Annotated in this window: 10 protein-coding genes; 3 read left to right on the top strand and 7 right to left on the bottom strand. The window is 74.4% G+C overall.

Features of this window, described 5'->3' with window-relative positions; genetic code table 11:
* The first annotated feature begins 85 nt into the window (after positions 1-85).
* Positions 86-2053 carry an N-acetylmuramoyl-L-alanine amidase gene (locus ACZ64A_RS32525; RefSeq protein WP_469815519.1) on the top strand — a complete coding sequence of 656 codons (1968 nt, stop codon included), beginning with the start codon at positions 86-88 and terminating at the stop codon, positions 2051-2053.
* Positions 2054-2065: 12 nt separating this feature from the next.
* Here ACZ64A_RS32525 and ACZ64A_RS32520 read toward each other — a convergent pair whose 3' ends face one another.
* The 5 genes from ACZ64A_RS32520 to ACZ64A_RS32500 form a co-directional block, all read right to left on the bottom strand.
* Positions 2066-2563 (bottom strand): hypothetical protein, encoded by a 498-nt coding sequence (locus tag ACZ64A_RS32520; RefSeq protein WP_469815518.1) that lies wholly within the window; start codon positions 2561-2563, stop codon positions 2066-2068.
* Positions 2564-2817: 254 nt separating this feature from the next.
* Complete coding sequence (locus tag ACZ64A_RS32515) at positions 2818-3717, bottom strand: universal stress protein (protein ID WP_469815517.1); 900 nt, start codon at positions 3715-3717, stop codon at positions 2818-2820.
* A 140-nt stretch (positions 3718-3857) separates the two neighbouring features.
* Positions 3858-4028 carry a hypothetical protein gene (locus ACZ64A_RS32510; protein WP_469815516.1) on the bottom strand — a complete coding sequence of 57 codons (171 nt, stop codon included), beginning with the start codon at positions 4026-4028 and terminating at the stop codon, positions 3858-3860.
* A gap of 152 nt (positions 4029-4180) precedes the next feature.
* Positions 4181-4423, bottom strand: coding sequence for a DUF397 domain-containing protein (locus ACZ64A_RS32505; RefSeq protein ID WP_361638029.1), 243 nt, complete (start codon positions 4421-4423; stop codon positions 4181-4183).
* Between the two features lie 283 nt (positions 4424-4706).
* On the bottom strand, positions 4707-7082 hold the full coding sequence (locus tag ACZ64A_RS32500) for an MFS transporter (protein WP_469815514.1): 2376 nt from the start codon (positions 7080-7082) through the stop codon (positions 4707-4709).
* 379 nt (positions 7083-7461) lie between these two features.
* On the opposite strand from ACZ64A_RS32500, the gene ACZ64A_RS32495 reads away from it, so the two are divergent.
* Entirely contained in the window at positions 7462-9075 is a 1614-nt protein-coding gene (locus ACZ64A_RS32495) for a right-handed parallel beta-helix repeat-containing protein (RefSeq protein ID WP_469815513.1), read from the top strand.
* Between the two features lie 44 nt (positions 9076-9119).
* Here the strand turns inward: ACZ64A_RS32495 and ACZ64A_RS32490 are convergent, their stop codons facing one another.
* Entirely contained in the window at positions 9120-10574 is a 1455-nt protein-coding gene (locus ACZ64A_RS32490) for an FAD-dependent oxidoreductase (RefSeq protein ID WP_469815511.1), read from the bottom strand.
* Between the two features lie 58 nt (positions 10575-10632).
* Positions 10633-11868, bottom strand: coding sequence for a polysaccharide pyruvyl transferase family protein (locus tag ACZ64A_RS32485; RefSeq protein ID WP_469815510.1), 1236 nt, complete (start codon positions 11866-11868; stop codon positions 10633-10635).
* A gap of 215 nt (positions 11869-12083) precedes the next feature.
* Between ACZ64A_RS32485 and ACZ64A_RS32480 the strand changes: the two genes are divergently transcribed.
* Positions 12084-12569: a DUF1360 domain-containing protein gene (locus tag ACZ64A_RS32480; RefSeq protein WP_469815508.1), complete on the top strand. Its 486-nt coding sequence runs from the start codon at positions 12084-12086 to the stop codon at positions 12567-12569.
* Positions 12570-12707 lie beyond the last annotated feature (138 nt).

Genomic DNA, 12707 nt, shown 5'->3' with positions numbered 1-12707 from the left:
ATTGACGGATCGTCGGCCAGCCGGTACCACTGACCGGGTTCGGCTCCGCACGCCCCGTCATGACCGCACGTCTCTGGAGGCAGCTTTGCGCGGTTCCGCCACCGACCCCCATCTCTCCCACGGTCCCGGACGGCTCGCCCGCCGGGGCGCCGTCGCCGTGGCGTCCGGCGCGCTGCTGCTGCCGCTGCTCGGCGCCGGCCCGTCCCACGCCGACGATTCCGCGGGCGCGCTCCAGCGGGCCTTCGCCGCCGCGGCGGCCGAGTACCACGTGCCGCAGAGCGTCCTCCTCGGCGTCTCCTACCTGCAGTCCCGCTGGGACACGCACGGGGGCGCGCCGAGCGTGACCGGCGGCTACGGCCCCATGCACCTCACCGACGCCCGCACCGCGCTGGCGACCTCGCCGCACCACAGCGACGGCACCGAGGACGCCCGCGGCGACGAGGCCCGCCCGGCGCTGCGCCCCGAGCCGAAGCTCCCCGAGGAGAGCGCGCTGCCCGCGCGGCTGAAGACGCTCACCCGGGCCGCCGAGCTGACCGGCATCCCGGACGGGGAGCTGCGCTCGGACCCGGCCGCGAACATCGCGGGCGGCGCCGCGCTGCTGGCCGCCGCGCAGAAGGACCTGGGCGAGCCGCTCAGCGCCGACCCGGCCGAGTGGTACGGCGCCGTCGCCCGCTTCTCCGGAGCCGACGACACGGGGACGGCCGCGGCGTACGCGAACGACGTGTTCGACGTGATCCACACCGGGCAGGAACGTTTCACGGACTCGGGTCAGCTGGTGGCGCTCGCGGCGCAGCCCCGTGTGGCCCCCGACACCGGGCAGCTCGCCCGCACGCACCTGCGCCGGGCGTCGGCGGCGAACACCGAGTGCCCGTCGTCCGTGTCGTGCGAGTGGGTGCCGGCGCCGTACGAGCAGTTCGGCGACAACGACTATGGCAACCACGACCTGGCCGACCGGCCCGCCTCGCAGCGCATCCGCTACATCGTCGTCCATGACACCGAGGGCGGCTGGGAGGGCGTCCTCAACCTGATCAAGGACCCGACGTATGTGTCGTGGAACTACACGCTGCGCTCCACCGACGGGCACATCGCCCAGCATGTGAAGGCCAAGGACGTGGCCTGGCACGCGGGCAACTGGTACATCAACGGCGCGTCGGTCGGCCTGGAGCACGAGGGCTTCCTGGCCGACCCGGACGCCTGGTACACGGAGGCGATGTACCGTGCCTCCGCCCGTCTGGTGAAGTACCTGTCCGAGCGGTACGGCATCCCGCTGGACCGGCAGCACATCCTGGGCCACGACACGGTGCCCGGTCCCACGACGGGCACGATCCCGGGCATGCACACCGACCCCGGTCCGTACTGGGACTGGCGGCACTACTTCGAGCTGCTGGGCCACCCGGTGAAGCGGACCGCGCGCAGCGGCGGCGGCCTGGTGACCATCCGGCCGGACTACGCCGCGAACCAGCCGGTGTACACGGGCTGCACCAAGGGCGGCCAGGTGTGCCCGGCGCACGGCTCGAGCGAGGTGCGGCTGTACTCGCAGCCGGACGAGAACTCCCCGCTGATCAAGGACATCGGTACGGGGAGGACACCGACGAACGATGTCAACGACCTGTCCTCGCGGGTCTCCACCGGGCAGCAGTACGCGGTGGCCGGGCAGGACGGCGACTGGACGGCGATCTGGTACCTGGGCCAGAAGGCCTGGTTCAAGAACCCCCACGGCAAGCCGGCGGCCGTGCCCGCGGCGGGCCTGGTGGTCACCCCGAAGGCCGGCGCGGCGAGCATCCCGGTGTACGGCAGGGCGTACCCGGAGGCCTCGGCGTATCCGGCGGGCGTCCCCGCGCAGTCGGTGTCCCCGCTGCCGTACAAGGTGGCGGCCGGCCAGGCTTACGTGGTCGGGGACAAGGTGCCGGGTGAGTACTACTACGCGGTGACCTTCGACGAGGGCTCGCACCGGGTGGTCGTCGGCAAGGACCTGTACTACGAGATCCAGTACGGCCACCGCGTGGCCTTCGTACGGGCGGCCGACGTGCAGGTGGCGCCGTCGTCCGAGTGATCGCGGCGGGCCTCAGCCCTGCTGGAACAGCTCCGCGGGGAGCGGCTTCAGCAGGGCGTACAGGTCGTCCGTGATGGGGCGGTCCCAGGCGGCGATGGTGACCAGGACGTTGTCGCTGCGGTCGAACTGCACGCAGGAGATGCGGCCCTCCGACAGCTTCAGCCGGCGCACGATGAGCAGGTTGTCCCCCTGCAGCACGGGCACGTCCTCGGTGCCGACCACGGTCACCTCCTCGTCGTTCTCCAGCGCCAGCAGCAGCTGGGCCACCTCGAAGGGGACCTCTCCCTCGTCCACCTCGCGGGCCGGTGAGCCCTCGGGGAGATTGCCGATGATCATGGCCGGGCCGCGGCCGCCGAAGAGGTCGTAACGCAGGTAGACGCCCTGGCAGGTGCCGTCGGGGGCGGGCAGCAGGCCGGCACCCAGGTTTCCGGGCCAGTCGCCCGGGTCCATGGCCAGCACGTCGAAGTCGGGGCCGGCGGGGGTGGCGCTGCGGCGACGGAGGAACGACATGCGGCCATGGTACGTGCCCCGCGCCCTTCGGCGTCGTGCGGGCCGCCACCCAGGTGATCTTGCGACGCCGTTCGTGGTGGTACGAGCCGGGCGCGCGGGCCGATCGCGCCCACCGGGTCCCGCGTGCGGGCTCATCGGATGCCGTGTGCGGGCTCATCGGATGCCGTGTGCGGGCTCGTCGGGTCCCGCGTGCGGGTTCGTCGGATGCCGTGTGCGGCCGGTGAGCGGGGGCGGCCCGGCGCGCGGGCCGGGGGTCACTCCTCCGGCGGCTGCGGGGGGACCACCGCGATCGGGCACACCGCGTGCAGCAGGACCGCGTGGGTGACGGAGCCCAGCAGCCGGGGGGCGAGGGGCCGGCGGCGGTGGCGGCCGACGACGACGAGGTCGGCCCCCTGGGAGGCCGCGACGAGGTTGCCCGCCGCGTCGCCGGGGAGCACCGAAGGCTCGGCCCGCACCTGCGGGTGGCGTTCGCGGCAGGGGGCGAGGAAGCCGTCGGTCAGGGCGCGGGTCTCCGCCTCGACGGCCGCCTGGTCGACGGCCGGTGGCAGGATCTCGCCGTGTGTGGTCCAGCTCTGGGCGGGCCACGGGTAGGCGGCGACGACCTGCAGCCGGGCCCGGCGCAGCTCGGCCTCCGTGAACGCGAACTCCAGGGTGGCCTCGTCGGGGCCGTCGGCGTTGAGGCCCACCACCACCCGGGGGCCCGGCTCACCCGGCGGTGCGCCCTCGACCGTGCGGTCGGCCCGGGGCACGACGACGACCGGGCACGGGGCCTCCCGCGCCGCGGTCATGCCGTTGGAGCCGAGCAGCAGGCTGGTGAAGCCGCCGCGGCCGCGGGAGCCGAGCACGAGCAGCTGGGCGTCCACGGCCAGTTCCGGCAGCGCGGCGGCCGGTGCGCCGTCGATCCCGATGTAGGCAGCCGCGGGCGCCTGTCCGCGCGTGTCGAGGCGGGCGCGGGCCTCGGTGAGCACCGGGTCCTCCTCCGGCGGGGGCGGCAGGACCACGGGTGCGCCGGGCTGCGCCCAGGCGACGTACTGCCGCACATGGACCACCTGCAGCGGAGCCGTGCGCGCCTGGGCCGCCTCGGCGGCCCAGTCCAGGGCGCGCAGGCTGTCCTCGGAGCCGTCGACCGCCGCGATGACCGGCAGCGTGCTCATGCGTCTCTCACCTCCGGAACAAGACCTTCCTCATCCTGGGCCAGCCTGGCCCAGGCGGCACTCCGGGAGCGGCTTGTGTGGTCACGTGTCCGGAAAAGGAGGTGAAAAGCACGCGGGCGGCCCTCGCGGGACGTCGGTCGTCACAGGGCGAGCAGGCCGGCGCTCGCCGGCTCGAAGCCACACGCGCCGAGGTGGGAGGCCCCCGGCTCCGGCGCGTGGTCGACGTGCAGCCGGGCGCAGACCGCCGCGCGGGCCCCGCGGGCGGCCCCGGCGACGAGCGCGCCGGCTCCGCGCTCGGGCGCGGCCACCATGGCGTCCAGGACGAAGGAGTGGGCCCGCCGTCCCGGGCGAGGTGCACGAATCCGACGAGCGCGCCGTCACGCCGGGCGCAGGCCCAGCCGAGGCTGTGCCCGAGGAGGCGGGCCCGCCACTAGGCTCCGAGGGGCGGGTGCCCGAAACTCTCTCAGGTCAGATCGAACTCGCCCTCCCGTGCGCCGGATACGAAGGCGCCCCACTCCGCGGGCGTGAAGATCAGGGACGGGCTCGCGGGACGGCGGCTGTTGCGCATCGCGATGAACCCCTCGACAAAGGCGATCTGGACATCCCCCAGGCCTCGGCTGCCCGACTGCCACTGGGCGTTGCTGAGGTCCAGCTCCGGCTTGTCCCAGCCCGTGAGCGGCTGTTGCTGGATGGTGCTCTCGGCCACGTCCGTGCTCCTCCCGACTCGTCGTCCGCGGCCAGCCTAGCGATCGACCGGGGACCCCGACAGGCCACGTGAGGGGGACCTTTCATCATCCGGCGGGTTCGCACCCCACCCGTCACACGGGTGCCGGGCGCCCGCCGTACGCAACTTCCCTCCCGCGCCGGGCTGTTCGGCGCACCACCGGCGAACTCGCCGCGTGCGCCAGGCCGGTAGGCCGCCCCGGCACGGTGCCCTGTCCGCGCGGGGCGGACAAGGCACCGTCTTCCGCCAGGGGGCGGCGGATCGGTTACGGCGCGGGGTGGGCCAGTTCGATGTCGTGCTCCCCGTCCCCGCCGCCGGCGACGGTGATCCCGGTCGCCCTGGGCGGATAGCCGGTCGCGATCACCGTGTACGCGCCGCTGTCGAGGTCGGAGAAGGCGTACGCCCCGTCCGCGCCGGTCGTGGTCGTGCCGACGACGTTGCCCGCGGCGTCCACCAGGGTGACCCGGGCGTCGCCGAGCGGTGCGCCGGCCCCGCGCACGGTGCCTCGGACGTACGCGCCGACGGTGAGGTCGACGTCGACGCGGGTGACGCCGGTGGCGGATATCTCGGCGTGCAGGGCCAGCGGGCGGTGCTTGGGCGCGTTGACGGCGAGGGTGACCGGGCCGGGCACCAGGTCGGTGAGGATGAACTCGCCGAGGACGTCGGTGCGTCCGGTGGCCAGGACGTCGCCGCGGACATCGGTGACGATCACGACCGCGTCGGCGACGGGCGCCCCGCTGTCCGCCGACCGCACCACGCCGCTCAGCCCGCCGGAGCCGTCGAGCAGCACGTCGTGCGCGACCTCGCGGCCGGTGACGACGAGCGTGGTGGCCTGCGGCCGGCAGCCGTCCGCCGCCGCGATCAGCACATACGTGCCCGGCCCCGGCGCCGGCAGGGTGTAGGAGCCGTCGGTGTCCGTGACGGCGCGGCCCAACTGCCGTCCCTCGAGGGAGATCAGGGTCAGTGCGGCGCCCGGGACCGGCGCGGATTCGGTGCCCCGCACCAGGCCCCGCACCTCGGCTCCGGCGGGCGCCAGCGCGTCGCCGCTCAGGCCGGGGACCACCGCCACCAGCTCGGCGACCGCGCGGGCCAGCGGTACGGCGACCGCCGCGCCGACGGCCACCTCACCCGCCTCGGCGACGGCTTCCTCACCCGTCTCGGCGACGCCCGCTGCGGATGCCTCCGCCGGAGCGGGTGCCGCCTCCGGCGCGGGGGCGGGCGCCGCGGCCGGGCGCCGGCCCGGGATGAACGCGGCGACCAGCAGGGCCAGGACCGCCGCACCGCAGCCGGTGGCCATCACCACCTTGAACCCGTTCTCGCTGGGCAGCGCCACCGATCCGAGGTCCGTCGTCAGGTGAGCCAGGACGACCCCGGCGATCGCGCCGGCCGTCGAGGTGCCGATGGACCGCATGAGGGTGTTGAGGCTGTTGGCGGCGGCCGTCTCGGACGGCTCCACCGCGCCCATGATCAGCGCGGGCATCGCACCGTAGGCGAAGCCGATGCCGGCGCCGATCACGCAGGAGACCAGCACGAGCTGCCAGACGGCGCTCATCAGCCAGATGTTCAGCCCGTAGCCGGCCGCGACGATCACCGCGCCGAGCATCAGCGTCACCTTCGGGCCCCGGGCACGGGAGACGGCGGCGGAGACGGGCGCCATCGCCATCATCACCAGGCCCGTCGGCGCCAGGACGAGACCGGCGTCGAGCATCGACCTGCCCAGGCCGTAGCCGGTCGCCTCGGGGAGCTGGAGCAGCTGCGGCAGCACCAGGGACATCGCGAACATCGAGAAACCGAACGCGATCGAGGCGAGGTTGGTGACGAGCACCTGGCGGCGGGCGGTCGTCCGCAGGTCCACCAGCGGCTCACCGGTGCGCAGTTCGTACGCGCCCCACAGCAGCAGGACCACGACCGCTGCGGCGAACAGGCCGAGCGTGGTGGCGCTGCCCCAGCCCCAGTCCGCGCCCTTGGAGATGGCCAGCAGCAGGCAGATCAGGCCCGCCGCCATGCCCAGCGCGCCGACGCCGTCGAACCGGCCGCCCGTGCGCACCGCCGACTCCGGCACCAGCGCCCACACCAGCGCGAACGCCACCGCGCCCAGTACCGCCGAGGTCCAGAACAGCACATGCCAGTCGAAGTGGTCCGCGATCAGCGCCGCCGCGGGCAGACCCAGGGCGCCGCCCACACCGAGGGAGGCGCTCATCAGCGCGGTCGCCGAACCGAGGCGCTCGGCGGGCAGTTCGTCCCGCATGATGCTGATGCCGAGCGGGATCACGCCCGAGGCCAGGCCCTGCAGCGCCCGGCCCACGATCATCGGCGTCAGGCTGTCGCTGAGCGCGGCCGTCACCGACCCCGCCACCAGCAGCACCACACTGGCCAGCAGCAGACGCCGCTTGCCGAACATGTCCCCCAGCCGGCCCGTCACCGGCGTCGCCACCGCCGCCGCGAGAAGCGTCGCCGTGACCGCCCAGGCTGTGTCGGAGGCGGGGGCGTGGAGCAGGGCCGGCAGCTCCGGCACGATCGGGATCACCAGGGTCTGCATCAGCGAGACGACGATCCCGCCGAAGGCCAGCACCGCCACCACGAGGTTGGGCCGCCCGGGAGCGGCCACCTCCTCGGCGGGCCGGGGATGAGCGTGGGACATGGCTGTCGGGCCTCCGTGAGGGCAGCGCGCATCGATACGGCCCCCGAAGGTAGGACAATTGATTGACTTAGGCAAGGAGATGAGGGAAGTGTGATCGTCCCGTGAGCATCCCGGCGGGGCGAAGGGTTAACTCGCCCCGCTCCGCAAGGGGTTCGCCCGTTTCGTGCTCGCGAGCGGGACCGGCGACCGCTTCGCCGTCCGGCGCATCCGCGGGCGGGACGGGCGCATGCACCGTGCCGACTTGTTCCAGCGACCCCGGCCGGGCACCGGCGCCCTCGCCGCGTCACGGCACGCGTGCGAGGTGCGCGGGCCGGGTGACGCATGCGCGGGGGCGAACCCCGGTACTCGGCTCCCGCACCCCGGAGGAGAGGAGAAGCCGATGTCCGCTCCCCTGACGGTCGACGCACGCGCGTACGGACTGGCCGGCGACGGCACCACCGACGACCGGCCGGCGCTCGCCGCCCTGGTCGACGAGCTGGGCGCGGCCTGCGCGGCGGACGGGATGCCGCGCCGGATCCTCGTGCCGCCGGGCCGCTACACGATCCTGGACGAGCCGGTGGTGTGGCGCAGCGGGGTGTCGCTGATCGGCGCCGGACGCGGCGCGACCTGCTTCGTGCTGCGCAATCCCGGCCGTCCTTCCGAGCCGGTGCCGCTGGTCTGGTTCACCGCGCAGCAGCACGACGCCGGGCCGCACAACCACCTGGCCGACGTGACCTTCGCGCACTTCGAGATCGACGCGTCGGGCGCACGGACGACGGACTACCAGCCGCTGGCCAAGGGCCTCGGGCTGCAGTACGTGCTGCGCGGCCGGTTCAGCGACCTGTACGTCCACGATGCCGCCGCGACCGGCTTCGGCTGCGACTTCCTGCAGGACACGGTGGTGGAGGGGGTGCTCGCCGAGCGCTGCGGGGCGCAGGACCCCGGGGAGAAGATGGGCGGCGCCGGCATCGGGATCGGGATCGGCGGCTGGGGGGACGTGGAGCGGCTGACGGTGACGGCGTGCACGGCGACCGGCAACGGCACCAACGGGATCTTCCTGGAACTGCAGCAGGAGCGGTGGACGCCGCCGCGGGGCATCCGGATCACCGCCTGCCACGCCGAGGACAACCGGTTCGGCATCTCCGACTGGGGTGCGGACGGGCTGCTCGTCGCCAACTGCACGATGCTCGGCAACCACGAGGCCGGGTTCGACGTGTCCTCGCAGGGCACGTCCGGGATCGGCGGGCGCGGCGGGGTCGTCACCGGCTGCGTCATCGACGGCAACCTGCGCGACGGGATCGGGTTCGGCAACACGCCGGGGCCGTACGCCTTCCGCGGCAACCGGATCAGCGGCAACGGGCGCTACGGGTACTGGCAGCACAATCTGGCGGGCGGCGACCAGGAGCCGGCCACGGACGTCGTACTGGAGTCCAACGACATCCGCGGCAACGCGCTGGACGGGGTACGGGTGGACGCCGCGCTGCGGGAGCCGGCGTTCCTCGGCAACCGGTTCCGCGACAACGGGCGGCGGGCCGCGCCCGCTGCGGCGGGTGGCGGGGACGGGGTGCGGTATCGGGCGCGTTCGCTGATCGACGAGCACGCCGGCTGGCCGGCCGACGGCCACCGGGGCAAGCGGGTGACGGTGGGCGGGCAGGGCGCGGTGGTGCTGCGCAACACGTCGACGGAGCTCACCCTGGCGCCGTGGCGTCCCGGCGCGGACTCCGCCTGGCGCGACGGCACACCCCCCGCGGGCACCGCCTACCGGCTGCCGGACTCCCCCGCCCCGCGCGCCGGTCTCACCGTGTCGGCGCCGCTGACCCGGCCCCATGTGCACGGCAACCGCTTCTGGGACGACCAGGAGCCACGCACCCAGAACCACGCCCTGTGGATCATGCCCGAGGGCCGCTGGGAGGGGGGCCGCGTCACCGACAACGACTTCACCGGCAACGCCGGCCGTTCCACCCGCTACGACACGGCACCCCAGGGCGGCCGCTGGAGGGACAACGAGGCATGAATCGGCGGGCGTTGCGCAGGCCGCGCCCGGAACCGCCGCCACCGCTAACTTCCCGCCGCCACGGCCTGTCCGTCCTCCGGGAGGTGCAGGCGGGCGCCCTGGCGCAGCAGTTCCCGCTGGACCAGAGGGGAGGGGACCTCGCGTGGGGGGCGGCCGAGGCGTACGGCGAGGGCCGCGCAGGCGCCCGCGGCCTGGCCCGTCGCCATGGCGATCGGCATGACGCGGTAGGACGAGTGCGCCACGTGGGAGCCGGAGATGCAGCGCCCGGCGACCAGCAGGCGCTCGGTGCCGTGGGGCAGCAGGCAGCGCAGCGGGATGTCGTAGAAGCGGCCGCGTGGCACGCGTTTGAGGACCGTGCCGGTGCCGCGCGGGTTGTGGATGTCGATCGGGTAGGCGCCGTGCGCGACGACGTCCGGGAAGGAGCGGGCGCCGAGGATGTCATGGCCGGTGAGCTGGTAGTCGCCGAGGATCCGGCGGGTCTCGCGGACCCCGATCTGGGTGCCGCTCTGCACGGCGTACGCCTTCTCGAAGCCCGGCACGCGGGTGCGCAGGAAGCGGTCGATCTGTTCCATCTGGCGGCGGGCGACGTACTCGGCCCGGGTGAGGTCCCACACGTCGATGCCGAGGGCCCGGGTGACCCGCGTGCTGTTGACGCTCAGCTCGTGCGGGTGCGGGGTGCCGAAGAAGAGCATGTCCTCGCGTGCGAGGCGCAGTTCGCCGGCCCTGGTGGCCTCCTCCACGAGGTCCCACAATCCGTGCACCCCGCGCCACTGGTCGGGGTGGGCGTGCACGTATCCGGCGAAGCCCTCCGGGTCGAAGTCGGCGACGCGGAACATCAGCGTCATCGGCTGCACCCGCCCGTCCTCGGGCCGCCCCACCTCGAACGGCGCCCCGGCCGCGGCCGCCACGTCACCGTCCCCGGTGCCGTCGACGACCACGTCGGCGTCGATCACCACCGGCCCGGACTTGGTCTCGAACACCACCCGCCAGCCGTCGTCCAGGGGCAGCGCGGCGGAGGCGAAGGAGTGCAGCAGCAGCCGTACGCCCGCCTCATCCAGCAGGTCGAGGAGGACCAGCTTGAAGGTCTCCGGGTCGAACGGCACCGTGTAGCCGGTGTCCAGGGAGGGCGGGATGCAGCCGCCGCGCGCGGTGAGCCGGTCCAGCAGCCGCCACAGGAAACCGGCCACGACCGGCTCGCCTTCGCCGTGGTCGGAGGGCAGCAGCCGGCCGTCCTGCCCGTCCTCGTCGAAGACGGCCTGCTTCTGCTCGTTGTGGAACGACATCAGCGGCATCACCAGGGCGGCCGTGGCGTTGCCGCCGAGGAAGCCGTAGCGCTCCACCAGGACGACGTCGGCGCCGGCCTCCGCCGCGGCGTGGGCGGCGGCGGTGCCGGCCGGTCCCCCGCCGACGACGAGGACGTCGGTGCGGCCCCCGTGCCGTGCCGGGCGCGCGGGGAGGGTGACGGTGCGGGGTTCTCGGGGCGGTTCCAGGAGGGGCATGTCCTCTTCCCGTCGGCTGGTTCCGGGGGGGACTCGGCAGGGCGGCGGCCCGGTGCGGTCAGACCGGGAAGGCCGTGTGGGCCCGCGGCGGCGGGTCGCCCGCGCCCAACTGGTCGTCGCCGAGGAGGCCGGGAGGGTCGGCCGGGAGGGTCTGCAGGGTGTCGAGGAGCACGCCGCAGCGTGCGCAGGTCTCGCGTGAGCGTTCCCGCAGTCGCCGGACCCGCTCGTCGAAGTCCCCACGCCGCTGCGGGAACTCGTCCCACAGCCGGTCCACCTCGGCCAGCAGCAGCCCGGCCTGCTCGCGGGCCACGCCGACCAGCGCGGGCGCACCCAGGCGGCGGGCGAAGTCGAAGACCTTGCCGGAGTACGGCAGCGGCAGCACGGGCAGCCCGGCCAGCGCCGCGAAGATCAGGAAGTGCAGGCGCATGCCGACCACCAGGTCGAGGTGGCTCATGAAACCGAGGACCTGGCCGGGGCTGTAGGCGTTGTGCAGGATGCGCCCGCGGTCGGGTGCGGTCATCCGGGAGAGCACGCCGTGGGCGTGGCGGACGTCCTGGCGCTCCATCGGCACGAAGATCACGTGCGCGTCGAGCCGGCGGACCAGGAAGTCGGCGACGTCGGCGAGCAGCGCGTGGTAGTCGCCCTCGTCGAGCTTCTCCGCCGCCCGCCCGGGTTCGCGCACCGACATCCCCACCAGCCGCACCCCGGCCGGGACGCCCTCCTGCCGCATCATCTGCTCGGTGAAGGGTTCGGGCGGCAGCAGCAGGGCCGGGTCGGCGGTGACGGTGAGGTCGCGGTCGATGCCGACCTCCTCCAGCACGAGCCGGGACTCCTCGTCGCGCACCACCACCTCCGCCATGGCCGGCAGCACCGTGCGCACCGCCGCCCGGTCGTCGGCCTCGCGCAGCGGCCCGGCGCCGACCGCGTAGGCGAACGTGGGCACGCCCCGGGTCTGGGCCGCGCCGACCAGACGCAGGTAGCGGCGGGCCTCACCGTCGTACAGGATGCCGCCGCCGCCCAGCACCAGCAGGTCCAGGCCGCCCAGCACGTCGAGCACCGGCTTTTGCGGAACACCCTCCCAGTCGACGACCTCGTCGGCCTGGCTCTGGTGGGCGCGGGTGTGCTCGGCGTCGCGGCTGAAGACGACGAGCCGTGCCTGCGGCCGGTGGGCGCGCAGACAGCTCAGGACACAGGTGAGGATGGCTTCGTCACCGGTGTTGAAGCCTCCGTAGGAGCCGAGCACGCCGATGCGTGGACCGGCCCGGCCGTGCGGTGAGGGCTCGGTGATGGTCATCCGGACCTCCTCGGAACGCGACGGCGGGTACCGGCCGCCGGGCGTACGGGTCGTGCCGTCGGCCCCGGGTTGCCTGCGCCGCCCGGGGGAAACACCGCCGCGCGCACGGGTGCCCCGGGGGGCAGGGGCGATGTGTTCAGTGTGCGGTCGCGTGTGGCGGCGCGCGCGGTGGGGCACTCGGGCCCGGCCCGACCGGCCGACCAGGGAGGATTTTCATGACGGCACCCGGCTACGACGACGAGGGCGAGGTCCCCCTCGGGGGGTACGCCGCGCTCGCGACGACCTTCACCGCGGGGGTCGCGCTCTTCGCGGCCGTCGCGCACCGCCGGGGCGTGCGGCCGCCCGAGCAGGTGCCGCCGTGGGACGTCGCCCTGATGGGCACGGCGGTGTTCAAGGCGTCCAGGCTGCTCACCCGCGACAAGATCACCAGTTTTCTGCGGGCGCCGTTCACCCGGCGCACCCGCCAGGGCGAGGCCAGTGAGGTGATGGACGAGCCGCGCGGCGGTGGTGCCCAGCGGGCCGTGGGCGACCTGGTGTCGTGCCCGTTCTGCACCTCGGCGTGGGTGGCGGGCGCGCTGGTGTGCTCCTACGCCGTCGCTCCGCGCGGCACCCGGCTGGTGTGCGCGGGACTGACCGCCGTCACGGCGGCGGACGTGCTGCAGTACGCCTGGACCTGGGCGCAGCAGAACGCCGAGGGCTGAGGGCGGTGGCCGGGGCGGCCGTGCTCGGCTGACGGTGGTGGCCGGGCGGCTGCGGGGCTCGCGGGGGCTGCGAGCGTGTGCTGGTGGACGCGCCGGCCGTCACGCGCGATCACCCGGGAGCGGGTGCGGAGCGGGGCG

The sequence above is a fragment of the Streptomyces sp. NPDC104814 genome, assembly GCF_055583185.1.
The sequence above is the reverse complement of the archived record's forward strand: the minus strand, read 5'-3'. Positions and strand labels throughout refer to the sequence as shown.

Bases quoted from the DNA above. Each gene is read 5' to 3' on its own strand.
- ACZ64A_RS32520 (WP_469815518.1), bottom strand. From the start codon at position 2,563: ATGTCGTTCCTCCGTCGCCGCAGCGCCACCCCCGCCGGCCCCGACTTC.
- ACZ64A_RS32515 (WP_469815517.1), bottom strand. From the start codon at position 3,717: ATGAGCACGCTGCCGGTCATCGCGGCGGTCGACGGCTCCGAGGACAGC.
- ACZ64A_RS32510 (WP_469815516.1), bottom strand. From the start codon at position 4,028: ATGGTGGCCGCGCCCGAGCGCGGAGCCGGCGCGCTCGTCGCCGGGGCC.
- ACZ64A_RS32500 (WP_469815514.1), bottom strand. From the start codon at position 7,082: ATGTCCCACGCTCATCCCCGGCCCGCCGAGGAGGTGGCCGCTCCCGGG.
- ACZ64A_RS32495 (WP_469815513.1), top strand. From the start codon at position 7,462: ATGTCCGCTCCCCTGACGGTCGACGCACGCGCGTACGGACTGGCCGGC.
- ACZ64A_RS32490 (WP_469815511.1), bottom strand. From the start codon at position 10,574: ATGCCCCTCCTGGAACCGCCCCGAGAACCCCGCACCGTCACCCTCCCC.
- ACZ64A_RS32485 (WP_469815510.1), bottom strand. From the start codon at position 11,868: ATGACCATCACCGAGCCCTCACCGCACGGCCGGGCCGGTCCACGCATC.
- ACZ64A_RS32480 (WP_469815508.1), top strand. From the start codon at position 12,084: ATGACGGCACCCGGCTACGACGACGAGGGCGAGGTCCCCCTCGGGGGG.